Annotated in this window: 23 protein-coding genes; 4 read left to right on the top strand and 19 right to left on the bottom strand. The window is 69.6% G+C overall.

Annotated elements, in window-relative coordinates:
• The first annotated feature begins 2 nt into the window (after positions 1-2).
• A complete protein-coding gene (locus H6927_07110) occupies positions 3-1,754 on the top strand; it encodes a phosphoethanolamine transferase (GenBank protein ID MCP5217869.1) in 1,752 nt (583 codons plus the stop codon).
• A gap of 26 nt (positions 1,755-1,780) precedes the next feature.
• Positions 1,781-2,539 (top strand): pilus assembly protein, encoded by a 759-nt coding sequence (locus H6927_07105; protein MCP5217868.1) that lies wholly within the window; start codon positions 1,781-1,783, stop codon positions 2,537-2,539.
• A 620-nt stretch (positions 2,540-3,159) separates the two neighbouring features.
• On the opposite strand, the gene H6927_07100 is transcribed toward H6927_07105, so the two are convergent.
• The 10 genes from H6927_07100 to H6927_07055 form a co-directional block, all read right to left on the bottom strand.
• A complete protein-coding gene (locus H6927_07100; protein ID MCP5217867.1) occupies positions 3,160-3,615 on the bottom strand; it encodes a hypothetical protein in 456 nt (151 codons plus the stop codon).
• Between the two features lie 90 nt (positions 3,616-3,705).
• A complete protein-coding gene (gene soxB, locus H6927_07095) occupies positions 3,706-5,442 on the bottom strand; it encodes a thiosulfohydrolase SoxB (GenBank protein MCP5217866.1) in 1,737 nt (578 codons plus the stop codon).
• A gap of 105 nt (positions 5,443-5,547) precedes the next feature.
• On the bottom strand, positions 5,548-6,228 hold the full coding sequence (gene soxX / locus H6927_07090; GenBank protein MCP5217865.1) for a sulfur oxidation c-type cytochrome SoxX: 681 nt from the start codon (positions 6,226-6,228) through the stop codon (positions 5,548-5,550).
• Between the two features lie 16 nt (positions 6,229-6,244).
• The gene (gene soxA / locus H6927_07085; GenBank protein ID MCP5217864.1) at positions 6,245-7,048 is read right to left on the bottom strand and encodes a sulfur oxidation c-type cytochrome SoxA; all 804 of its coding nucleotides are present in this window, start codon (positions 7,046-7,048) and stop codon (positions 6,245-6,247) included.
• Positions 7,049-7,130: 82 nt separating this feature from the next.
• The gene (soxZ, locus tag H6927_07080; GenBank protein MCP5217863.1) at positions 7,131-7,442 is read right to left on the bottom strand and encodes a thiosulfate oxidation carrier complex protein SoxZ; all 312 of its coding nucleotides are present in this window, start codon (positions 7,440-7,442) and stop codon (positions 7,131-7,133) included.
• A 58-nt stretch (positions 7,443-7,500) separates the two neighbouring features.
• Positions 7,501-7,959, bottom strand: coding sequence for a thiosulfate oxidation carrier protein SoxY (soxY, locus tag H6927_07075; protein ID MCP5217862.1), 459 nt, complete (start codon positions 7,957-7,959; stop codon positions 7,501-7,503).
• A 96-nt stretch (positions 7,960-8,055) separates the two neighbouring features.
• Positions 8,056-9,102 carry a c-type cytochrome gene (locus tag H6927_07070; protein MCP5217861.1) on the bottom strand — a complete coding sequence of 349 codons (1,047 nt, stop codon included), beginning with the start codon at positions 9,100-9,102 and terminating at the stop codon, positions 8,056-8,058.
• Positions 9,086-10,471 (bottom strand): sulfite dehydrogenase, encoded by a 1,386-nt coding sequence (soxC, locus tag H6927_07065; protein ID MCP5217860.1) that lies wholly within the window; start codon positions 10,469-10,471, stop codon positions 9,086-9,088. The genes H6927_07070 and soxC overlap by 17 nt, the downstream gene beginning before the upstream one ends.
• A 267-nt stretch (positions 10,472-10,738) precedes the next feature.
• Positions 10,739-11,188, bottom strand: a complete 450-nt coding sequence (locus H6927_07060) for a hypothetical protein (protein MCP5217859.1) — start codon at positions 11,186-11,188, stop codon at positions 10,739-10,741.
• Between the two features lie 38 nt (positions 11,189-11,226).
• Positions 11,227-12,090, bottom strand: coding sequence for an MBL fold metallo-hydrolase (locus H6927_07055; protein ID MCP5217858.1), 864 nt, complete (start codon positions 12,088-12,090; stop codon positions 11,227-11,229).
• A gap of 176 nt (positions 12,091-12,266) precedes the next feature.
• On the opposite strand from H6927_07055, the gene H6927_07050 reads away from it, so the two are divergent.
• Positions 12,267-13,376, top strand: a complete 1,110-nt coding sequence (locus H6927_07050) for a YeeE/YedE family protein (GenBank protein ID MCP5217857.1) — start codon at positions 12,267-12,269, stop codon at positions 13,374-13,376.
• 191 nt (positions 13,377-13,567) lie between these two features.
• On the opposite strand, the gene rocF is transcribed toward H6927_07050, so the two are convergent.
• The 7 genes from rocF to H6927_07015 form a co-directional block, all read right to left on the bottom strand.
• A complete protein-coding gene (gene rocF, locus H6927_07045; GenBank protein MCP5217856.1) occupies positions 13,568-14,506 on the bottom strand; it encodes an arginase in 939 nt (312 codons plus the stop codon).
• Positions 14,503-15,576 (bottom strand): ornithine cyclodeaminase, encoded by a 1,074-nt coding sequence (locus tag H6927_07040; protein MCP5217855.1) that lies wholly within the window; start codon positions 15,574-15,576, stop codon positions 14,503-14,505. Before H6927_07040 ends, rocF begins: the two co-directional genes overlap by 4 nt.
• A 95-nt stretch (positions 15,577-15,671) precedes the next feature.
• Positions 15,672-16,274 carry a cytochrome c4 gene (locus H6927_07035; GenBank protein MCP5217854.1) on the bottom strand — a complete coding sequence of 201 codons (603 nt, stop codon included), beginning with the start codon at positions 16,272-16,274 and terminating at the stop codon, positions 15,672-15,674.
• Positions 16,271-17,545, bottom strand: coding sequence for an FAD-dependent oxidoreductase (locus H6927_07030; GenBank protein ID MCP5217853.1), 1,275 nt, complete (start codon positions 17,543-17,545; stop codon positions 16,271-16,273). The genes H6927_07035 and H6927_07030 overlap by 4 nt, the downstream gene beginning before the upstream one ends.
• 14 nt (positions 17,546-17,559) lie before the next feature.
• Complete coding sequence (locus tag H6927_07025; protein MCP5217852.1) at positions 17,560-17,868, bottom strand: c-type cytochrome; 309 nt, start codon at positions 17,866-17,868, stop codon at positions 17,560-17,562.
• Positions 17,869-18,077: 209 nt separating this feature from the next.
• Complete coding sequence (locus H6927_07020) at positions 18,078-18,431, bottom strand: helix-turn-helix transcriptional regulator (GenBank protein ID MCP5217851.1); 354 nt, start codon at positions 18,429-18,431, stop codon at positions 18,078-18,080.
• A 27-nt stretch (positions 18,432-18,458) separates the two neighbouring features.
• A complete protein-coding gene (locus tag H6927_07015) occupies positions 18,459-20,135 on the bottom strand; it encodes an iron ABC transporter permease (protein MCP5217850.1) in 1,677 nt (558 codons plus the stop codon).
• Between the two features lie 56 nt (positions 20,136-20,191).
• Between H6927_07015 and H6927_07010 the strand changes: the two genes are divergently transcribed.
• Positions 20,192-21,262 (top strand): ABC transporter ATP-binding protein, encoded by a 1,071-nt coding sequence (locus H6927_07010; protein MCP5217849.1) that lies wholly within the window; start codon positions 20,192-20,194, stop codon positions 21,260-21,262.
• Between the two features lie 41 nt (positions 21,263-21,303).
• Here H6927_07010 and H6927_07005 read toward each other — a convergent pair whose 3' ends face one another.
• Positions 21,304-22,602, bottom strand: coding sequence for a dihydroorotase (locus tag H6927_07005; GenBank protein MCP5217848.1), 1,299 nt, complete (start codon positions 22,600-22,602; stop codon positions 21,304-21,306).
• 71 nt (positions 22,603-22,673) lie between these two features.
• Positions 22,674-23,636 (bottom strand): aspartate carbamoyltransferase catalytic subunit, encoded by a 963-nt coding sequence (locus H6927_07000; GenBank protein ID MCP5217847.1) that lies wholly within the window; start codon positions 23,634-23,636, stop codon positions 22,674-22,676.
• Position 23,637 lies beyond the last annotated feature (1 nt).

The following is a 23,637-nucleotide window of genomic DNA, read 5'->3' as shown; positions in this document are numbered from 1 at the left end:
CCATGGATCATTCAAAAGATGGCTGCGTTCGCCTTGCGGCACCATGGGCGTTCGCGGGGGTTCTGCTGGCTCTTTGGATACCGAGTTTTTTTGCGACATGGAGGGCTGGCCCCGCAGGGCTGACTTCGTTCATCGACTCGGTCGGCCTGGGCGCTTTTTTCTGGCTACTCTGGTTTGCACTCTGGTCGCGCATGTGGCTCGCGATGGCGTCGGCCATCCCATTTGCCCTGATCTGGCCAGTGGAAATGTGGGTGCGCCTGAATTTCGGCACCCCCATTGCCTCGCACATCGTGGCCGTGGCCTGGGAAACGGGTTGGGACGAGGGAACCAACTTCGCTTCGGCATTTGGGTTTCAACTGGGCGCCCTGGCCCTGGTCTGGCTGGGTGCGTACACCGCCACGATGGTCTGGGCCTGGCGCCAAAAGGTGGCTTGGCGCGGCCGTTCGCGCGCATGGGTGCTGGCCATCGGCCTGCCCTTGCTGTTGTGGTCCAACTGGCCGGGCGGCAGCCAGCCCGCCATCGGCACGGCGTCCGCGGCGGATACGGTGTTGGGGCAAGGCAGCCATGGTTGGGGTGTTGAGTGGGAAAACACGTTTCCCGTCAACCTGTGGGTTGCAGTCAGCCACTATCGGCAACAGCGGCGCAGCCTGCAGACACTGGAAACCACCCTGGCCACGCGCAGCCTGCACGCGACTCAGGCCAAGCCGGATCAGGTGCCTGATCTGGTCGTGCTGGTGATTGGCGAATCGGCCAGCGCCACCCACTGGGGCGCGCTGGGCTACGGCCGCGACACCACACCGCGCATGGCGCGAATGCCGGGCGCGGCCTTGTTCTCCGATGTGGTGGCGCTGTCCACGGCCACACGTTCGGCCGTGCCGAACGTGCTGTCGCGCCGCCCGGTGTTGCGGCCCGACGGCCGGGTGGATCTGGATGCGGAGCCGTCGCTGGTCAAGGCTTTTTCCGAGGTGGGCTACCAGACGTTCTGGTTTTCCAATCAGGCGCCGTTGGGACGGCATGACACGTCGATCGGGCTGTACGCCCATGGGGCCGATCACGTGCTGTTTTTAAACCCGTCGACCTACGACGCCGCAGGCAACACGTATGACGAAGCCCTGCTCGGGCCGTTGCGCCGGACGCTGCAGCAGGGCGGGCGCCAGTTCATCGTGGTGCATCTGCTGGGAAGCCACTTCGACTACGCGCAGCGCTACCCTCCCGCGTTCGATCACTTCCAGCCTTCGGGCCAGGGCGCCGGACACAGCGGTGAGACCCAGCAGGCCCGTACGGGCGATGCGGTGAACAACAGCTACGACAACAGCATTCGCTATACCGATCACATCCTGGGCGAAATTCTGGATGCCGTGCGGGGCGTGGGCGGGCGTGCGGCCGTGGCTTATTTTTCCGATCACGGCGTGGACCCGAGCATGGGCGCCTGCAGTTCGCAAAGCGGTACACGCCGCAGCGAGGAAGCGTACCGGGTACCGGTGTTCGTCTGGCTGAGTGAGGAACTGCGGGCACGACGACCCGAGGTGTGGCAACGCTTGCAGGCCCATGAAAAGCTGCCCTACACCACCCGAGCGCTGTATTCGACCTTGCTTGACCTGTCATCGATCGAGGTGGCCGGTGGGTTGCCGGCGGAAAGCCTTCTCAACCGCCCGTCCAGCGCCGCCCCGCGAATGGTGGCTTATGGCGAGCGGATGGTGGACTTTGATGCGGCGCGGCACAAGGATGCCTGCCGCATCGGCGCCGGCGGGTGAGCAAGCGGCGCAAGTGAGGAATGGACATGATTTTCTGGAAAAACAAATTTCGGGCGCTGGCCGTTCATCTGGCACTGAGCCTGGGCGTGGCGGCCATGGCAGCGGCGCTGGTGTTCTGGGTGTGGTATCGGGTGCCTTTCCGGGCGCTTTCGGGCGGGCGCGAGTTGTTTTGGCTGGTGGCGGGGGTGGACGTGGTGATCGGGCCGCTCATCACGTTCGTGGTGTTCAACCCGCGCAAGCCGCGGCGCGAGAAGGTATTGGACTTCTCGGTGATCGGCGTGCTGCAACTGGCGGCGCTGGGCTATGGCCTGCACACCATTTACGAGGCACGGCCGGTGCATGCGGTGTTTGAGTACAACCGCTTTCGGGTGGTGCACGCCAATGACATTCCAGCCAGCCTGCTGCCGCGCACGCCGGCGGGGATCGATGCCTTGCCGCTGACGGGTCCCACCTGGCTGTCGCTGCGCCCGCTGGTGGGTGGCGAGGTGGTGGACTACACCATGCAGGCCCTGGATGGCGTGCCGGTGGCGGCGCGGCCCGAGCTTTGGCAACCTTACACGGCAGGCCGGCAAGCCATCTTGGCGGCGGCGCGGCCCGTAGCGGATTTGGAGGGGCGTTTTCCCAAGGATGCAGCGTTGATCCGCGCGGGCGTGGCACAGTCGGGCCGCGCCGTGGCCAATTTGAAATATCTGCCCATCCAGGGCCGCAAGGGCGTGGTGTGGACGGTGCTGCTGGACGCCACGACTGCGGCACCGCTGGCTTTCGTGGCACTGGATTCGTTTTGAGCGCTGATATCGGGGACAGATGACTTGAAACACCGCGACCACACCGCACTGGCGCTACTGGACGAGCAGATGAACCTGGTGGGCTGGGCGGCGGTGGATGGGTTTTGATTGAGCATTGCACCGGCCCGCAGCGCTTGACTAGGGTAGATCACAGTCCATCACCCGCAAATTGGCCATCCCGCTTGGCCTGCCGGGCACCCCAGCCCGCAGACGATTCAAACAGCGGCCAGGCGGTCAACCGTGTCTGGAAACTTCTCGACCAGGCGGATCAGCAGCGCGGCCTGGGCGTTGGGCTTGGCCCGGCCCTGCTCCCAGTTTTCCAGCGTGCGGGGGTTGGTGCGCAGGTAGCTCGCCAGTACCGGCCGGGACAGATGCAGGCGCTCGCGCAGGGGAAGATTAGGGTCAGATCATTATTTTCCGCTACCTGCCCCTGGTCAGCAGCAAGACGCTGGACTGCTGGGTGGCGCTGTTGGACGAGCAGATGAACCTGGTGGGTTGGGCACCGGTCGATGGGTTTTGATTGAGTATCAAATCAGACTCTAGCGCCTGTCCAACAAGCGTGAACAGCTATCGAAAGAGAAGCTACCCGAACTTTATTTCCCGACGTTCCAATACCCGAATCACCCTGATGCCCAGGCCGCCGCTTGCAGCGCAGCGGGCAGTTCATGCGCCAACGCCATCTCCTCGCGCTGGTGGTGGTGCTCCAGCAGGTGGCGCAGCGCGTGCGCGGCGTCCAGAAGGGCCAGGGCGGCGCGGCGCCGGGCGGGCTCGCCGCGCGGCGCGCGCTGGGCCAGCGCGGCCATGCGTGCGGCGTGCTCTTGCGCCAGCAGGGCGATGCGCTCGTGCTCCAGCAGGTAGATGCGGGCGTCCCAGCGGGCGCCGGCGGGCACGTGGGGCAGCAGGCGGGTGTTCTCGATCTCGATGTGGCGCAGCAGGCCCCGGTGCCAGCGCACAAATTTTTGCTGCGCCCCGGCAAAGTCCTGCCCCACCACGGCCAGCAGGTGCGCGCGCAGCAGGGCATCCAGGCGATGGTGCTCGCGCTCGAAATCCGGCGCCCCACTTGTTTCAGCATCCATGAGAATTTCTGATCAAAATGGCCTCCGGCGCTTATCCATCAAGCGCCATAAGCTATTTCAATCATAGCACCCTGAACGGGTGCCGAACCCTCAGGCGGCGTAGCCGGGGTTGGGCAGCGCACCCCCCACCAGCTTGGGCGTATTGAGCTGGCGCGGCGCCACCTTGCCGCCGCGGGCCTTGAGCCATTGCTCGACCACATCCCACACCATCTTGTTGCCGGCCTTGGCGGCGTCCTCGGCCACCGGGGCCCAGCCGGCCACCTTGTAGGTCTTGTCGGCGTCGATGGGCTGGCCTTTCAGGCGCATGTCGCTGATGCGCCGGCCCATGGCCTGCAGCGGGTCGCAGGCGTAGGTGAGGCCGCCCACGCGCACCATGTCGCCGCCCTGCTGGTAGTAGGGGTCGGGGTTGAAGAGGTTGTCGCACACGTCTTCCAGCACGGTCTTGAGCATCTCGCCCTTCATCTCGGTGAGGGTGGCGTAGCTGTAGGTGGTGGCCGTCATGTCCAGCAGCCATTCGCGCGTGATGGGCTGGCCGGGCAGCAGCGAGGTGCCCCAGCGGAAGCCGGGCGAAAACGCGATGTCGGCGCCCTGCACGTCCATCAGCGCATCGACGATGAGCTGGTCGCCCGTGCCGTTGAAGTTGCCGCGGCGGTACAGCAGGCCTTCGGTGACGGCCAGCTGCTCGGCCAGCTTGCCTTCATACGGCGCGCGGATCTTGGTGATGAGCGCGTCCATCTCCTTGTCGGCCGGCAACATGTTGGCGAACACCGGCAGCAGCTTGTAGCGGAAGTCCGCCACCTTGCCGTCCTTGACGTCGAAGTCCAGGACGCCCAAAAACTTGCCGTTGCTGCCCGCGTTGGTGACGATGGTCTGGCCCGACTTGTTCTTGACGATGCTGGCCTGCGGCATGCCGTCGTGCGTGTGGCCGCCCAGGATGGCGTCGACGCCGGTCACGCGGCTGGCCATTTTCAGGTCCACGTCCATGCCGTTGTGGCTGAGCACCACGACCACCTGCGCGCCCTTGCCGCGCGCCTCGTCGACCATCTTCTGCAGGTTCTCGTCCTGGATGCCGAACTCCCAGTCGGCCACCAGGTAGCGCGGGTTGGCGATGGGCGTGTACGGAAAGGCCTGGCCGATGATGGCGCAGGACACGCCGTTGATCTGGCGGATGACGTAGGGCTTGAACACCGGGTCGCCGAAGTCGGTGGTCTTGACGTTCTGCGCGACGAAGTCAACCTTGCCCGCGAAGTCCTTGTCGATGATCTCCTTGACGCGCGCCATGCCCAGGGTGAACTCCCAGTGACCCGTCATCACGTCCACGCCCAGCAGCTTGCAGGCGTCGACCATGTCCTGCCCCTGGGTCCACAGGGCCGTGCCCGAGCCCTGCCAGGTGTCGCCGCCGTCCAGCAGCAGCGCGCCCGGGCGGTTGGCCTTCATGCGCTTGACCAGGGTGGCCAGGTGCGCGAAGCCGCCCACCTTGCCGTAGCGCCGAGCGGCGTGCTCGAAGTCCAGATACGTCAGCGCATGCGCCGTGGGCGTGCCGGCCTTCACGCCGGTGGCCTTGAGCAGTTGCTCGCCCACGAGGTGCGGCAGGCGGCCCTTCATGTCGGCCACGCCCAGGTTCACGCTGGGCTCGCGAAAGTGGATGGGCCGCAGTTGCGCGTGGCAGTCGGTCATGTGCAGCAGCGACACGTTGCCGAACTTCGGGATGTCGTACAGCCCCTCGGCCGCCGTCTGCGCGCTGGCGTCGGCAAAGCGCCCCAGGCCCAGGCCGGCGGCGCTGGCGGCGCCCAGCACCTGCATGAATTCGCGTTTGGTGAGATTCATATATCAGCACTCGCTGAAGTATCAAAATGAAAAAAGCCCGGTGGGAACCCGCTCGAGCAGGGCCGAAGCCCGCTCGACAGGCCCACACCGGGCCGTACGCTGCCCTTACTGGTTGACGGGCGACTTGGGGTCCATCAGCAGCGCCACGATGTCGCGCACCTGGGCTTCGGTCAGGATGCCCTTGGCGCCCGCGCGCGGCATGTTGGAGCAGGCGTTGTAGGCCTTGCTGTTCCAGATCTTGCCCCAGGTGTACTTGACCATCTCCTGCGCCTGCGGGCTGTTGGGGTCGGTCACGCCATGCAGCTTGTTATAGTGGTAGAGGCTGGGACCGATGGTGCCGAAGGAGATTTCTTCCTTGGTGATCTGGTGGCAGTTGTAGCAGTTGCCGCCGTTGGGCGTGCTGGCGGTGTCGGTCCAGGTGCGGCCACGGCCGCTCTGGGCGATCTTCTCGCCCGACTTCCAGTCGCCCAGGTACTTGCCGTCGGCCGGCCACTGGATGGTCTTCATGTTGAGCGCTTCCAGCTCCTTGGCGCGCTCGGGCGAAATCGGGTGGCCCGACACGTCGGCGGCGTCGCACGCGTTCAGCGTCGGGTCGCCGGCCAGCGCCTCGCTGACCTTGACGATGCCCTTGTCGTGGAAGGACTCCTGCACGATCTTGTGCGTCAGCGCATCGAGCTGTGCCGGGTTCATGTCGGTGCCCGACGAGGCGCCGCCGGCGCAGGCGGCCAGCAGGGCCGCGGCACCCGCCGCCAGGGCGGCCAGCTTGAAAGAGGTCTTGATGGTCATCGCTTGGGCTCCCGGTTCAGCGCTTGATGGTGGGCACGGCGGACTTGGCGCCCTGGGCGTTCACGCCCAGGTACACGCCCAGGGCCACGGTGACGTCGCTGGCGTAGGTCGGCTCGGGAAAGCGCTGCTGGCGGTAGCAGTCGTTCAGGCGATGCTGCATGCTCCACATCTGGCCATTGGACACGCGGTAGGCCGGCCAGGCGGCAAAGCCCACGCCGTCGCCCGGGTTGCCCGTCAGGCGCGGCAAGTCCTGCAGGCGGATGCGCTTGCCTTCCTCGCCGTGGCAGGAGGCGCAGGCAAAGTCATGCGAGCCGCCGCGCTGGAAGAACAGGCGCTTGCCCACCTGGTACATCTCGCGCTCCTGCGCGTGCGACTGCGGCAGGTTGAAGGGCATGCCCTTGGACTGCGCGCCGATCCAGGTGGCCAGCGCGGTGACGTTGGCGCGCTCGCCCTTGCCCCACTGGCCGTTGATGACTTCCTTGGGGTCGATGCCCTGCAGCATGCTCATGCACGTCACCAGGCGCGACTCCAGGTCCTGCACCTTGCCGGTGTCGGCGAAGTAGCGCGGCAACTCGACGAACGCGCCCTTGACCACGCCCGGCCCCTTGCCCAGATCGCACTGCTGCAGCGAGGCGTTCTTGGAGCCGCGCTTCTTGCTCCACAGCTCCTCGCCCTTCATCTCGAACAGCTCGGACGGGTTGCCGTCCTGCAGCATCTCGCGGTATTCCTCGATGGCCTGGGTGGAAGTCTTCTGGGCCAGGGCCGGGGCGCCGAGGGCCAGCGTCCCCAGCACGGCCAGGCAAAGCGATCGTGCGTGCATCGTCAAGTGTCTCCTGTGTATCGATGTTGTCGTTGAAAAGATCGGGCGGCGCGCGCCGCCAGGGGCCCTGGCCCGCTCTCGCTCAGGAAACCGTCGCCTCGTCGGTGCGGGTGTCGCCCTTGTTGTCCTTCCAGGTGACGGCCACCTTGTCGCCGGCCTTGCCACCCTTGAGGGTGAATTGCAGGAAGGGGTTCTTGGAGACGGCCGGGCCCCACTCGCAGGCAAACACCGGCTTGCCGTTGAGCGTGGCCGTCACGTCGGTGATGTGCCAGGCCGGGATCAGCTTGCCCGAAGAATCCTTGCGTTGGCCGGACTCCATCTCGTGCGCCATCAGCACGCGCACCGTGGTCTTGTCGTCCTTCGCCTGGGCGCGAATGCGCATCGGATCACCCATGTCAATACTCCTGATTCAGTGTTCGTTCAATGTTTCGATGAAGAGGCGGGAGGCGCGCTCAGCCGCCGCAGCCGCCCAGGGTCACCTTGACTTCCTTCTTGGCGTACAGCGCCTTGCCGTCGGTGGTGACGGCGATGGCGTAGACGTCGGAGGACTGGCCCATCTTGGAGCGGGTGGCGAAGTTGGCCTCGACCTCGGGGCCGACCTTGAACATCGCCACCAGGGGCGAGGGGTTCTTCTCGACCATCAGCAGCATCTCCTTGACGTTGGGCAGGGTGGTGGCCACGGTCATGGGCACGACGGCGCCGTTCTCGGCGATGTCGGGCGCGGTGAGCGTGACGTCCTTGCTTTCGGCCAGCGGGCTGGTCACGCCCAGGCCCTTGAGCGCGTCGGCCATCTGCTTGCTGTCGAACGCAGCCTTGTTGAAGGCCAGCGCCGGCTGCGACAGCAGGCTGCCCGCGGTCAACACGCCGGCGGCCAGCGCGCCCTGGCGAAGGGTTTCGCGACGAGTCTGCATGAATCGATCTCCTTGATCCAGATTAAACAATTGAGTTGATGTTAACGGAAGTGCGAGCGCTTCCCAGCGGGATTTCCCCCCATGCCCCGGCTCCCGTCACGGGGCCTTGGCCCCCGCGGCCAGCCAGGCGGCGATGGCCTTGGCGTCGTCAGGCGACAGGGTTTGCGCGGGCATGGGCACGTTGCCCCACACGCCCTCGCCGCCCGAGACGATCTTGCCCGCCAGGTAGTCGGCCTGGCCGGCGTACTTCTTGGCCACTTCGGCAAAGCCGGGGCCGACCAGCTTGGTCGTCATGCCGTGGCAGGCCGTGCAGCCGTTCTTTTGCGTCAGGGCCACGGCGGCGGCCAGCGGGTCGGCCGCGGACGGCTTGGCGGCCCCGCTCTTGGCGGCATCGACGGTGACGGCGCCGCGCTGCGGCCCCACCAGGCGGTTCTGGTCGTGCAGGTTGCCCCAGGCGCTGTCGGCGTGCGCGGGCAGGCGCGAGGTCACGTCCTGCGGCACCTCGCACTGGCTCATGCAGGCCTTGGCCTGGGTGTCGGGCTTGACCTTGCCGGCGCCGAACTCGTTGCCCGGCCACATGGCGTGCTGCGTCGTCATGCCGTTGCGGTTGGGCATGAGCTTTTGCACCTCGGCGATGTTCTTGTCCGACAGCGTGAAGCCGGCCGGCAGGATGTCGCCCAGGTTCAGCAGGTAGGCCGTGACGGCGTAGACCTCGTCGGGCTTGAGCGACTTGGGCGCGTTCCAGGGCATGGCGCGGTTGATGTAGTCCCACAGGGTGGAGACGGTAGGCACCTTCATCAGGGTGGTGCGGCCGGGGTAGTCGGTGCGCTTGAGGGTGGCGACGTGGCCGGTCTTGATGTCGTCCTTGGTGGTGCCGCCCACCAGCGGGTTGAACACCGAGTTGGACTCGCCGAACACGCCGTGGCAGCTGGCGCACTTGGATTCCCAGATGTCCTGGCCCTGGTCGACGCTGCCCGAACCGGTGGGCAGGCCCTTGAAGTCGGGGCGCACGTCGATGTCCCAGGCCTTGACCTCGGCGGGCGTGGCGGCGCGGCCGATGCCGGGGAACCTGTCCTGCGCCGCCGCCGGCAGCACGCAGGCGGCGGCCAGCAGCGCGGCGATGGCGTTACGACAGCTGGACATTCTTCACCTCGCCGCTTTCCTGCACCAGCCAGGACTGGATGGCGTTGTTGTGATAGATCGAGCGCGAGCCGCGCACGGCGCGCAGCTGCCGGTAGTTGGGCTGCACGAAGCCGGTTTCATCCATGGCCCGGCTTTGCACGATGGCGGGCTTGCCGTCCCACGCCCAGTCGATATTGAAGCGCGTGAGGCACCTGTCGAGCACCGGCGTTTCGAGCCGCGCGGTGCGCCAGTTGCGCCCGCCGTCCACCGACACGTCCACGCGCTTGATCTTGCCGCGCCCCGACCAGGCCAGGCCGCTGATGTTGTAGAAGCCCTTGTCCAGCAGCACCTGCCCGCCCGAGGGCGTGGTGACCACGCTCTTGCACTCCTGGATGCTGGTGTACTGGCGGTGCTGGCCGTCGGGCATGAGGTCGATGTAGTGCACCGACTCGTCCTTGGTGTTCCAGGGTTCGTCGCCCAGCTCCACGCGGCGCAGGTACTTCACCCAGCTGACGCCCTGCACGCCGGGCACCACCAGGCGCAGCGGGTAGCCGTTCTCGGGTCGCAGCATCTCGCCGTTCTGCCCGTAGGCCACCAGCACCTGGCCGCTGGTGACCAGCTCGATCGGGATGGTGCGCGTCATCGAGGAGCCGTCGGCGCCCTCGGCCAGCACGAACCGGCCTTTCTTGAGATCGGCGCCGGCCATCTCCAGCAGCGTGATCAGGGGCACGCCGGTGAACTCGCTGCACGAGAGCATGCCGTGCGAGTACTGCACCGTGGGCACGGCCACGTTGCCCCACTCCATGCCGGTGTTGGCGCCGCATTCGATGAAGTGAAAGCGCGACACGCTGGGCAGCCGCATCAGCTCGTCCATGGTGAAGACCTTGGGGGTCTTGACCAGGCCGTTGATCATGAAGCGGTGCCTGGACGGGTCGATGTCCCACCAGCCCTGGTGGTGGCGCTCGAAGTGCAGGCCGCTGGGCGTGACGATGCCGAACAGCGACTGCAGCGGCGCGAACGACACCGAGGCCTGCGTGGTCTGCGTCAGGCCGGGGCTGGGGCGGCGCTGCACGTTGGACTCGTGCTTGGACGGCTTGCCGTAGCCATCGGTCACCACCGGCTGGCCCAGCCCGGTGGACCAGGGCGGCAGGTTCAGGATGTTGGGGTCGCCCCCTTCGGCCGGCACCGGATTGGCCTGCGCGCCGGCCTGGGCCGCGGCCGTGCCGGCCAGGGCCGCGGCAAAGGCGCCGCGGATGAAGTCGCGCCGGCCCTTGCGGCCTTCGGCGAACACGGTCTGGATGCCGGCACGGTCGAGGAACCCCTCGGGCGCCTTGCGCAGGCGGCAGTGCGGCACGGCGCTGGCTTGGTCAGGAAATTGAGGAACGGTCATTTCAGCATCAATATATGCGCATGCGCTTATATTAATGCCTTCCGCCCCCGATGACCATCGGGTTTATCCGAGGTCAAGGAATTTCAAAATCAGTTATCCACCGCGCTGCGCGCCGCCCGCAGCGCAGGAAACACCAAGAGCCCAAGGGCCGCAGAGCAGGCCACGCGCGTAAGCCCCTGGTCGGGGTTTCCCCGGCCAGAGGGCGTGCCCCCTGCAAGGGGGAAGGCGAAACATCGCGCAGCGAGTGGAGACTGGGGGTGTTTCATCTCAAGCCCGCACGGCCTGCCGGGCCTGCGCCAGGCGCTGGTCCAGGTACGCGCTGTAGAAGTCGGGCGCGCCGCCTTCCAGCCGCTCGGCCACCTCGCGCCCGCCGGCGCCCAGGAACAGCACGGTGGGCGCCAGCTTGATCTTCCAGGCGCGCGCCAGCTCGCCATGGGTGATGGGCGTGCCGTCCACCGTCTGCGTGGCCTGCGCGCTGCCCCAATCGACCTGCACCACGGGCAGGCCTTCGTCGGCGTGCATGGGCGCCAGGTAGTGCTCGCGCACCACCTTGCACCAGGGGCAGCCGTGCAGGCTGACCATGACCACCAGCGGGTGCCCGGCCGCCAGCGCCTGCGCCAGCTCGGCCGGCAGCGCGCGCGAGGGCGACAGGGTCTTGGCCGCGGCGCGCGCCGGCGCCGCAAGCCCCAGCGCCGCCAGCGCGCCCAGGCCCGCCAGCAGGCGGCGGCGCCCCAGCGGCGGCCATGGCATCGGCGTCATTTCGTCTCGTGCTCCATCAGCAGGTAGGTGTTGTAGGCGTTCATGCGGTTGGCGGGGCCGAACAGGGGCAGATTCTCCCACTGGCTCCAGTCGGTGGCCTTGTACGCCTCGTCGAACGGCGTCATGTCGCGCGCGGCCGCGCCCATGGTCTTGCGCAGGTAGGCCAGGTAGTCGCGCGTGAGCTGCATGTCCTTGCGCGCGTCGGTGGACACCGGGCCGTGGCCCGGCACGATGACCTCGGCGCCGAAGCCCAGCAGCGTGTCCAGCGACTCGATCCAGTGGCCGCTGTCGGCCTCGCCGACGAAGGGGACGCGGTTGCGGAACACCAGGTCGCCCGCGTACAGCACCTTGCGCGCCGGCACGTAGATCACCAGGTCGTCGGGCGTGTGCGCGGGGCCCACGGGCTGCAGGATCAGCCGGGTGCCGCCCACCGTCAGCTCGGTGCGGCCTTCGATCCAGTCGGTGGCCGGCACCAGGCGGGTCTGGCCGTCGATCCAGGGCGCCAGGTCCTTGCGCGAGGCCTCCAGCCGCTGGCGCGCGGTCTCGGAGTACAGGTATTCGCGCCCGTTCTTCTGGGCGATGATCTTGGCGCCCAAGGCCGCGAACACCTGCAGGCCGTAGACGTGGTCGGCGTGGTAGTGCGTGAGGATGACGTGGGTGACGGGCTGCGGCGTGACCTTGCGGATTTCGGCCAGCAGGCGCTCGGCCAGCGCGGGCGAGCCCAGCGCGTCGATCACCACCACGCCGGCCGAGGTGACGATGAAGCCGGCGTTGGAGATGAAGTTCTGGTTGGCCGGCGAGCCCAGCGCCGACTGGCCCTGGACGTACCAGCACCCGGGCGCCGCCTCCTGCGCCTTCATCTCGGGCACGGCCGGGGCGTCCGCCGCCTCGGCGTAGCGCGTCCAGGCGCTGGCCCAGCCGGCCGTGAAGGCCGCGCAGGCGCACCGCGAGAGAAGTTGACGTCGGTCAAGGGCAGCCGGCATGCGGTCTCCTATATTCATAATTTCATAAGCAACAACTGATGTAATTATCAGGAATGGCCATGGACTTGACAAGCCTGGTGGACCGGCACGGCAGCGGCCCCGTGCTGGCGGCGGGCGGCGCCGTCATCGGCCTGCTGTTCGGCTTCTTCGCCCAGCGCTCGCGCTTTTGCCTGCGCGCGGCCGTCATCGAGTTCTGGCACGGCAAGTTCGCCGAAAAGCTGTCGGTGTGGCTGCTGGCCTTCGCCAGCGCGGTGGTCGCGGTGCAGGCGCTGATCCTGAGCGGCGCGCTGGACGTGAGCGGCGCGCGCCAGCTGGCCAACCGCGGCAGCCTGTCGGGGGCGCTGGTGGGCGGCCTGCTGTTCGGCGCCGGCATGATCATGACGCGCGGCTGCGCCAGCCGCCTGCTGGTGCTGTCGGCCAACGGCAACCTGCGCGCCCTGCTGTCGGGGCTGGTGTTCGCAGTCACGGCCCAGGCGGCGCTGGCGGGCAGCCTGGCGCCGCTGCGCGGCGAAATCGCATCGTGGTGGACGATCGACGGCGGCGCCGCGCGCCATCTGCTGCAGCGCCTGGGCGGCGGCGCGGTCGACGGCCTGGTGCTGGGCCTGCTGTGGCTGGTGGTGGCGGTGATCTTCTCGCTGCGCTCGGGCAACCGGCCCTGGATGTGGATCGGCGGCGTCGGCACCGGGGTGGCGGTGGCGCTGGCCTGGTGGTTCAGCCACCTGGTGGCGCGAAGCAGCTTCGATCCGGTGCAGATCCAGGGGCTGACCTTCAGCGGCCCCTCGGCCGAGTGGCTGATGCGCGTGCTGGCCAGCCCGGCGCCGGCCTTCGGCTTCGACGCCGGCATGCTGCCGGGCGTGTTCGTGGGCTCGGCGCTGGGCGCCTGGGTGGGGCGCGAGTTCAAGGTCGAGGGCTTCAAGGACGGCTACAGCATGGCGCGCTACATCGTGGGCGCCATGCTGATGGGCTTTGGCAGCATGCTGGCCGGCGGCTGCGCCGTGGGCGCGGGCCTGACCGGCGGCGCCATCTTCGCCCTCACCGCCTGGCTGGCGCTGGCCGGCATGTGGGCCGGCGGCGGCCTGATGGAGCGCTGGCTGGCCGAGCCGGTGCACACCACGCAGCCGGCCACGCAGCAGGCGCCGCTGGTGGTGCCGGTGGCGCCTTGAAAATACCGGACGCAGAGGACGCGGAGAAAGCGCAAAGGACGCAGAAATTTTTCCTGGAATGCTATTAATCAAATAGCTAATCACGCTTTCTGCACGCCGGCCAACCCAGCATTTGATCAATTTTCGATTCTTTTGCGTCCTTTGCGAACCCTTGGCGTCCTCTGCGTCCGGCTGTCCGGCTGCTCGCCCACTCACCCCCGCCGCACATCCTTGACCAGCGTGCTCTTGCCGAACAGGCTTTCCACCAGGTCCACCACCAGCTCGGCGGTCTGGTTGCGCACGTCCAGCGCGGGGTTGAGCTCGACGATGTCCAGCGAGCCCAGGCGCCCGGTGTCGGCAATCATCTCCATGCACAGCTGGGCCTCGCGGTAGGTGGGACCGCCGCGCACGGTGGTGCCGGTGCCGGGGGCGATCTCGGGGTCCAGGAAGTCGACGTCGAAGCTCACGTGCAGGTGCACGCCGGCATCCACCGGCGCCAGCGCGCGGGCCATCACCTCGCGCATGCCCAGCTCGTCGACGGCGCGCATGTCGTACACCTCGATGGCGTGCTGCCGGATCAGCCACTTCTCCTGCGCGTCCACGCTGCGCAGGCCGATCTGGCACAGATGGCCCGCCGCCAGCGCGGGCGCGAAGCCGGCCAGCCGCGCCAGCTCGGGCGGCCCCAGGCCGCACAGGCTGGCGACCGGCGTGCCGTGGGCGTTGCCGCTGGGCGAGGTGGCGGGCGTGTTGAAGTCGGCATGGGCATCGAGCCACAGCACGCGCAACCGCTGGCCGGTGGCCCGGCAGTGCCGCGCCACGGCGCCGATGGAGCCGACGGCCAGGCTGTGGTCGCCCCCCAGCAGCAGCGGCAGCTGCCGCGCCTGCAGCGCCTGGTGCACGGCGTCGTGCGTGGCGCGGCACCAGGTCAGCACCTCGGCCAAGTGGCGCAGGCCGCTGGCGGCGTCGCGCGGGCCGCCCGGGTTGGGCGGGCCGGCCAGGTTGCCCAGGTCGCGCACGGTGCGGCCCTGGCGCTGCAGCGCCGGGCCGAGCTGGGCCACGCGCAGCGCGTCCGGCCCCATGCCGGCGCCCAGGCGGCTGGCGCCGATGTCGGTGGGCGCGCCGATGAGCGTGAGGGGGGTTGGCGCGTTCATGCCCAAATGGTACCGGCGCCCGCCTCGCGCACCAGGCTGTAGAGGTCCTTGGGGTCACGCAGCGCGGGCATCAGCGCCAGGCTCTCCAGCAGGCCGTGGGCGCGCCCCAGCGCCTGCAGGCAGCGCATGGCCGAATAGTCCTCCAGCGCGAAGCCGACCGAGTCGAACAGCGTGATCTCGGCCGCGTCGCGCCGGCCCGGGGCCTGGCCGGCCAGCACGCGCCAGAGCTCGGTGACGGCGAAGCCGGGCGCCGCGTGCTGCAGCTCGCCTTCGATGCGCGTCTGCGGCTCGAACTCGACGAACACCCGCGCGCGCCGCAGGATGGCCGCGTCCAGCTCGGTCTTGCCCGGGCAGTCGCCGCCCACGGCGTTGATGTGCATGCCGGGGCGCAGCAGCTCGCCCTGCAGGACGGTGGCGCGCGTCTTGTCGGCCGTGAGCGTGGTCACGATGTCGGCGCCCTGCACCGCCTCGGCCACGCTGGCGCAGGCCCGCAGCTCGACGTCGGCGTCCGCCAGGTTGCGCATCAGCTTGCGCGTGGCCGCCGCGTCCACGTCGTACAGGCGCAGGCTGCGGATGCCCAGCAGGCCGGCGAAGCCCAGCGCCTGGAACTCGCTCTGGCTGCCGTTGCCGATCAGGGCCATCACGCGGCTGTCCGGCCGCGCCAGGCGGCGCGCCGCCATGACCGAGGTGGCGGCGGTGCGCAGCGCGGTGCTCAGCGTCAGCTCGCTCAGGAAGACGGGCGCGCCGGTGTCGACGCGCGCGATCGCCCCGAAGGCCATCACGGTGGGCAGGCCCAGGCGGGTGTTGCGCGGGTGGCCGTTGACGTACTTGAAGGCGAAGTGCCGGGCGTCGGCCACCGGCATCAGCTCGATCACGCCGTCCGGCGTGGGCTGCGCCAGCCGCGCGGTCTTGCTGAACTCGGGCCAGCGCCGGAAGTCCGCCTCGATCGCCTGCTCGACGCCGCGCAGGCACTCGAGCACGCCCACGCGGGCGATCAGGCGCGCGGCGGCCGGCAGGCTGAGGTATTCGAGCGCGCCGGCCTGGGTGGCCGATGGAGCGGCGGACGACATCACGGGCGTTCCTCACGACGACGGGGTTCGCGCCCAGTGTCGCGCAATCGGCGGCCGCGCGCAGCGGCGCGGGGGCAACAGGCCGGCAGCGGCGCTCAGCGGCCGCTCAGGTACTCGGCCACCGCCGCCATCTCCAGCGGCGTCATCTTCTCGACCACCGCGTGCATCACGGCGTTGTCGTTGTTGCGCTCGCGCTTGCCGAACTGCCGGAGCTGGTTGTCCAGGTAGGCCGCGTGCTGGCCGGCCAGGCGCGGCAGCGCGTTGCTGCCGGCGCCGTCGGGGCCGTGGCAGGTGGCGCAGGCCGGCACGCCGCTGAAGCGGTTGCCCGCCTGGTAGATGTACTGGCCGACGGCGGCCAGCGGCGCGTCCCGAGCGGGCTCCTTGTGCGGCGGGCGGCTGGCGTAAAAGCGCCCCAGCGCAGCCATGTCCTCGGGCGTGAGCTTGTCGACCATGGGCGCCATGGCCGTGCTCTGGCGCTTGCCGCTCTTGAAGTTCTCGAGCTGCTTGGCGATGTACGCGGCGTTCTGGCCGGCCAGGCGCGGGAACACCGCGCTGGCCGATTCGCCCTCGGCGCCGTGGCACAGAAAGCACGAGCCGCCGATGATCTGGCGCGCCCGTGCGTCGTCGTCCTGCGCCAGCGCGGCGCCCCCTGTCAGCGCCAGCGCCAGCGCGCCGGCGACCCACCCCAGGCGCCTCATGCCAGGGTATCGGCCCAGATGTTGCGCGCCCAGGCCATGGCGTAGCGGCCCTCCAGCTCGCTGGCGGCGGGCGACACCCCGCCCGAGCCCGGCACCGGCAGCATGGTCTTCTTGTCGGCGTCGTAGCGGTGCACGCTGGCCACGTGCACGACGTCGGTGTCGCTCACGAAGCTGTAGCAGGTGTTGTTGTACAGCGGCAGCGGGTTGGGCGCGCGGCCGGCCAGCAGCGCGACGATGGCGGCGGCCGCCACCTTGCCGTGCTGGTTGGCCATGTGGCCGGACTTGGGCATGGCCGGCGCGATCTGCACCGAGTCGCCCAGCACGTGGATGTTCCTGGCGGCGATGGACTCCATGGTCAGCCAGTCGACCTCGCACCAGCGCTTGTTGGCGGTGGTCAGGCCGGCCTCGTGCGCCACCGTGCCGGCGCGCATGGGCGGCAGCACGTTGAGCACCTGCGCCCTGAGGTCGTCGTTGAAGTCGAACTTGAGCGTGCGGCTGGCCACGTCGACGTCCACCAGCTTGTGGTTGGGGCGGTACTCGACGATGCCCTTGTAGCGGTCGGCCCAGGCCTTCTTGAACAGCGGGCCCTTGGAGGTGACGTCCTCGTTGGCGTCCAGGATCAGCACCTTCGACTTGGGCTTGGCCTGCTTGAAGTAGTGCGCCACCTGGCAGGCGCGCTCGTACGGCCCGGGCGGGCAGCGGTAGGGCGCCAGCGGGATGCTGATGGCGAACACGCCGCCGTCGGGCATGGCCTCGAGCTGGCGGCGCAGCGCCAGGGTCTGCGGGCCGGCCTTCCAGGCGTGCAGCACCTGCTCCTGCGCGCCGGGCGCCTTCAGGCCGGGCACCTGGTCCCACATGAAGTCCACGCCCGGCGAGAGCACCAGCCGGTCGTAGGGCAGCACGCCGCCGCTGGCCAGGCGCACCTGGCGCTTGTCGGCATCGATGGCGGCCGCGCGGTCCTGGACGATCCTGACGCCGTGGCGCCTGGCCAGGTTGTCGTAGGGCGTGGTGATGTCGGCCATCTGCTTGCTGCCGCCCAGCACCAGGTTGGAGATGGGGCAGGAGACGAACGCGGCGCCCGGCTCGACCAGGGTGACCTCCACCTGCCCGTCGGACCACATGCGGATGTACTTGGCGGCCGTGGCGCCGCCGTAGCCGGCCCCCACGACGACGACCTTGCCGCCCGCGCCGCCGCCGACCGAGGCGCAGCCGGCGCTGGCGCCCAGCACCGAGGCGGCCGACGCGGCCTGCACGAATTGACGACGATCCATGACGCTGCCCTCCTTCACTTCTTCTGCGCCGCGAACCACGCGGTGATGGCGGCCAGCTGCTCGTCCGAGTAGCCCTTGGCCAGCTGGTGCATGAGGGTGGCGGGCTTGGCGCCGCTCTTGAAGTCCATCAGCTTCTTCAGCATCTCGTCCTTGTTGGCGCCAGCCAGCGGCTCGTTGCCGGGCTGGGCGTGGCCGCCCGTGCCGTGGCAGTTGGCGCAGGCGGCGGCCCAGCTGCGCACCTGGAAGGGATCGACCTGGGCCTGGGAGACGCTGGCGGCAGCCAGCATGCTGGCCGTCAGCGCGGCGGTCAGTACGGGTTTCATCTCGAGCACTCCTGCGAGGGTGGTTCGGGCCGGCGGCAAAACATGCACCGGTGCTTATATAGCGGACCCATGATACGGGGCGCTGCGGCACGCCGGCACCGGGGGTTAACCCGCGCCGGCCGTTGCGATGATATCGAAAATATAGCGCCTCGGGCTTGAATGACGCGGGCCATGGCCCGATTTCTCTCGAATCCGGCTGAGGTGGCCAGTCAGTGCGCGTCGTCGATGGCGATCTGCGTGCACACCGCGCGGCACAGCGCGGCCACGCGCTCGTCGGCGATGTGGTAGTAGATCTGCACGCCCTCGCGCCGCCGGCCGACGACGCCGGCCTTGTACAGCGTGTTCAGGTGCTGGCTCATGTTGGGCTGGGTGGTGGGCACGTCGTGCAGCAGCTCGCCCACGTTCTTCTCGGTCTGGCACAGCGCGCTGATGATCTTCAGGCGCATCGGCGCCGACATCAGGCGAAACACCTCGGCCGCGCGCTCAAACACCTGCTCCGGCTGGGGCTCGGCCCCGGGCGTCGGCGCGGCGGCTTGGCGGGTGTCGGTCAGCGGCGTGGACATCGCTGGAAATGATAAGCCAAGCGCCGGTCAACGGCCGCGCAGCGCGCGGCTGAGCAGCATGACCGGCACCAGCCCCACCAGCACCAGGGCCAGCGAGGGCAGCGCGGCCTCGCCCAGGCGCTCGTCGCGCGCCAGCTGGTCGGCCACCACGGCCAGGGTGTCGGTGTCGAAGGGGCGCAGCACCACGGTGGCGGGCAGCTCCTTCATCACGTCGACGAACACCAGCAGGCCCGCCGCCAGGCTGGCGCGGCGCAGCAGCGGCCAGTGCACGCGCGCGGCTAGGCCCAGGCCGCCGGCGCCCAGCAGGCTGGCCGACTCGTCCAGGCAGCGCGGCACGCGCGCGTAGCCGGCCTGCACGGACTGCAGCGCCACCGCCACGAAGCGCACCAGGTACGCCCACACCAGGCCCAGCACCGTGGCCGTCACCCAGCCGCCCACGCCGGCGCCGGGCCAGCGCTGCTGCACCCAGCCCACCGGCAGCAGCAGGCCCACCACCACCACCGCACCGGGCACCGCGTAGCCCAGCGCCACCACCTGCACGCTGGCGCGGCGCAGCCAGTCGGCGCGGCGGCGCAGGCTGAAGGCCAGCAGCCACGCCGCGCCCACCGCCAGCACCGCCGTCATGGCGCCCAGGCGGATGCTGTTCCAGGCCCAGCCCAGAAAACGGTCCCAGGGCAGCACCGACCAGTCGGCCGACAGCGGCCGCAGCATGAACAGCACCGGCAGCGCAAAGCCCATCAGCATGGGCAGCAGGCACAGCAGCCAGGCCAGCGCCCGCGCCCAGCCGCGCAGCACGATGGGGCGCGCCTCGTCCGAGCCGGCGTGCGAGGTGCTGCCGCTGGCAAAGCGCAGGCGCCGCTGGGCGCGCTGCTCGCCCCACAGCAGCACGACCACCAGCGCCAGCAGCACGGTGGCCAGCTCGGCGGCGGCGACGCGGTTGTCCATCGACAGCCAGGCCTTGTAGATGCCGGCGGTGAAGGTCTGGATACCGAAATACACCGACACGCCGTAGTCGGCCAGCACCTCCATCAGCGCCAGCGCCGTGCCGGCCGCCACCGCCGGGCGTGCCATGGGCAGCGCCACCTCGCGCAGGCGCCGGCCCAGGCCCGCGCCCAGCAGGCGCGCGGCCTCCATCAGCTGCGGCGCGCGCTCGGCCAGCGCGGTGCGCGCCAGCAGGTACACGTAGGGGTAGAGCGAAAACGAGAACACCCAGGCCGCGCCCCACACGCTGCGCACCTCGGGCAGCAGCCGCCCCTGCAGGCCGAAGGCGGCGCGCAGCCAGGTCTGCAGCGGCCCCGAGAACTGCAGGAAGTCGGTGTAGGCGTAGGCCGTGACGTAGGCCGGCATGGCCAGCGGCAGCAGCAGCAGCCATTCGAACTGGCGCCGGCCCGGAAAGTCGAACACCGTCACCAGCACCGCCGCCGGCACGCCGACCGCCACCACGCCCACGCCCACCATCAGCGCCAGCCCCACGGTGGTGCCCAGGTACTGCGGCAGCACGGTGCGCGTCATCTCCTGCAGGATCTGCGCCGTGGCCGCGTCCCACTGCGTCCAGGCGCCGAGCAGGGCCAGCACCGGCAGCGCCAGCACGGCGGCGACGAGCAGCAGGATCAGGGTCGGGACGGCGCGCAAGATGGCGGGGGTTTTGCTATGGAATCGAAAGCTGCTCGCGCAGGTTGCACGCCGGCTGCAAGCGGTTTTTATCTTGATCCACCGGCGCGCGGCGGCCAATGAGAATTGTACGCATCTACAATTCCACCATGTTCCTGCAGATCGACCAGGTGGACGTGCGCTACGCGGGCCAGGCGCGGGCCGCCGTGCAGGGCGCGACGCTGGGCCTGCACGCGGGCGAGATCGGCGTGCTGATCGGCCCCTCGGGCTGCGGCAAGACCACGCTGCTGCGCGCCGTGGCGGGGCTGGAGCACGTGAGCAGCGGCCAGATCCGGCTGGACGGCCAGCTCGTCAGCAGCGCGCAGGCGCACCTGGCGCCCGAGGCGCGGCGCATCGGCATGGTGTTCCAGGACTACGCCCTCTTTCCGCACCTGGACGTGGGGCGCAACGTGGCCTTCGGCCTGCGGCAGCTGCCGGCCGCCGAGCGCCGCCAGCGCGTGGCCGAGGCGCTGGCGCTGGTCGACCTGCCGGGCAGCGAGGCGCGCTTTCCGCACGAGCTGTCGGGCGGCCAGCAGCAGCGCGTGGCGCTGGCGCGCGCCATGGCGCCGCGGCCGCGCCTGCTGCTGCTGGACGAGCCGTTCTCCAACCTCGACGTGGACCTGCGCGAGCGCCTGGCGCACGAGCTGCGCAGCATCCTGAAGACGGCCGGCGCCACGGCGCTGTTCGTCACGCACGACCAGTTCGAGGCCTTCGCCATCGGCGACCGGATCGGGGTGATGCACCAGGGCCGGCTGCACCAGTGGGAGGACGCCTACACGCTCTACCACCGCCCGGCCACGCGCTTCGTGGCCGACTTCATCGGCCACGGCGTGTTCGTGCCCGCGCGCATCGTGCACGACACCGCCGGCAGCCACGTGCAGACGCCGCTGGGCGAACTGCGCGACCACGCCGAATGCCCGCTGCCGGGCGCCTACCCCGACGGGCGCTGCGACCTGCTGCTGCGCGCCGACGACATCGTGCACGACGACCACGCTCCGGTGCAGGCGCGCATCGTGCGCAAGGCGTTCCGCGGTTCGGAGTTTCTCTACACCCTGCAGCTGGCCAGCGGCGAGACGGTGCTGGCGCACGTGCCCAGCCACCACGACCACCGCGTGGGCGAGTGGATCGGCATCCAGCCCGAGGTGGACCACGTGGTGGTGTTCGCGCCCGATCCGGGTTGACGGCCTTGCTCCCTCGCCCCTCGGGGGAGAGGGAGAAGAAGTCAATCCCCGTGCGCCCAGTAGCCGCCCACCAGGGTGCAGCGCACGCGGCCCGTGAGCTCGCGCCCCTCGAAGGGCGTGTGCTTGCCCTGGCTGCGCAGCGCGGCGGGCTCGACGCGCCAGCGCGCCTGCGGGTCGAACACGCACAGGTCGGCCACGCCGCCCTCCACCAGGCGCCCGCAGCTGGCCTGCAGTGTGCCCAGCGCGCCGCCCAGCACCTGGGCCGGGCCGTGGGTGACGGCGGCCAGCGCGCGCGGCAGGCCGGCGCCGCCGCCCTGCCCCCATTGCAGCGCCAGCGGCAGCAGCAGCTCGAGCGCGGTGGCGCCGGGCTCGGCCTCGGCAAAGGGCAGTTGCTTGGCGTCGGCATCGACCGGGGTGTGGTCGGACACCAGCGCGTCGAGGGTGCCGTCCAGCAGCGCGGCGGCCAGCGCGTCGCGGTCGCGCGCCTGGCGCAGCGGCGGGTTCAGGCGCGCGTGGCTGTCGAAGTGGCCGATGTCCTGGTCGGTCAGCAGCAGCGAATGGAGGCTGACGTCGGCCGTCACGCGCAGGCCCTCGGCCTTGGCCTGGCGCAGCAGGGCCACGCCGGCGGCGCTGGACAGGCGGCACAGGTGCACGCGCGGCGCGCCGGCCATGCCGCGCAGCAGCTCGAACACGGTGTGCAGGGCAATGGTCTCGGCCATCACCGGCACGCCGGCCAGGCCCATGCGCATGGCCAGCGGCCCGCTGGCGGCCACGCCGCCGCCCAGCCACGGGTCCAGCGGGCGCAGCCAGATGGCGTAGTCGAAGGTGCTGGCGTACTGCAGCGCGCGCTGCAGCACCTGGGTGTTGACGACGGGCGCGTCGGCCTGGCCGAAGGCGATGCAGCCGGCGGCCGTCAGCAGGCCCATCTCGGTCAGCACCTCGCCCTTCAGGCCGCGCGTGAGCGCGCCCTGCGGGAACACCCGCGCCTGGTGCAGCTTCTCGGCGCGCATGCGCAGCATCTCGACCAGGCCGGGCTCGTCCAGCACCGGGTCGGTGTCGGGCGGGCACACCAGGCTGGTCACGCCGCCAGCCACCGCGGCGGCCATTTCGCTTTCCAGCATGTGGGCGTGCTCGTGGCCCGGCTCGCGCAGGCGCGCGCACAAATCGACCAGGCCGGGCAGCACCCAGCAGCCGGCGGCGTCGATGCGGCGCGTGGGCGCAAAGCCCTCCGGCGCGCGGCCTATGCTCAGGATGCGGCCGGCGGCAATCGCCACGTCGGCGATTTCGTCGCGCCCGCTGGCCGGGTCGATCACACGGCCGCGCTGGATCAGGATTTTCATGGTTCTTGAATCAAATCAGCCTATAGCCCGCGTGGAACATGCCTCATAAGCTATTGTTTTGTTAGCGCCCGTCATCCCTCGTTGCCCGCCACGATGCTCATCACCGCCATGCGCACGGCCACGCCGAAGGTGACCTGCGGCAGGATCACGCTCTGGCCGCCGTCGACCACCTGCGAGTCGATCTCGACCCCGCGGTTGATGGGGCCCGGGTGCATGACGATGGCATCGGGCCGGGCCCAGGCCAGCTTCTCGGGCGTGAGGCCGAAGCTGTTGAAATACTCCTGGCTGGAGGGCAGCAGCGCGCCGCTCATGCGCTCGTTCTGCAGCCGCAGCATGATGACCACGTCGGCGTCCTGGATGCCCTCCTGCAGCGTGTGGCACACGCGCACGCCCATGGGTGCCAGGTCGCCCGGCACCAGGGTTTTGGGGCCGACCACGCGCACCTCGGCCGCGCCCAGGGTGTTGAGGGCATGGATGTCCGAGCGCGCCACGCGCGAGTGCAGGATGTCGCCGACGATGGCCACCACCAGGTTGGAAAAATCCTTCTTGTAGTGGCGGATGGTGTACATGTCGAGCAGGCCCTGCGTGGGGTGCGCGTGGCGCCCGTCGCCGGCGTTGATGACGTGCACGTGCGGCGCCACGTGCTGGGCCAGCAGGTAGGGCGCGCCGCTTTCGCTGTGGCGCACGACGAAGACGTCGGCGGCCATGGCGCTCAGGTTGGCCACGGTGTCCAGCAGCGACTCGCCCTTGGCGGTGGACGAGCGCGCGATGTCCAGCGTGTAGACGTCGGCCGACAGCCGCGTGGCGGCGATGTCGAAGGTGGTGCGGGTGCGCGTGCTGTTCTCGAAGAACAGGTTGAACACGCTCTTGCCGCGCAGCAGCGGCACCTTCTTGACCTCGCGGTCGCTCACGCTGACGAACTGCGCGGCGGTGTCCAGGATGTGGGTGAGCATCTCGCGGCCCAGGCCCTCGGTGGACAGCAGGTGGATCAGCTCGCCGTGCTGGTTGAGTTGGGGGTTGGTGCGGCCCAGCATG

Source organism: Burkholderiaceae bacterium, assembly GCA_024235995.1.
Lineage (GTDB): Bacteria > Pseudomonadota > Gammaproteobacteria > Burkholderiales > Burkholderiaceae_C > Ottowia.
This window is presented reverse-complemented; position numbering and strand designations above follow the sequence as displayed.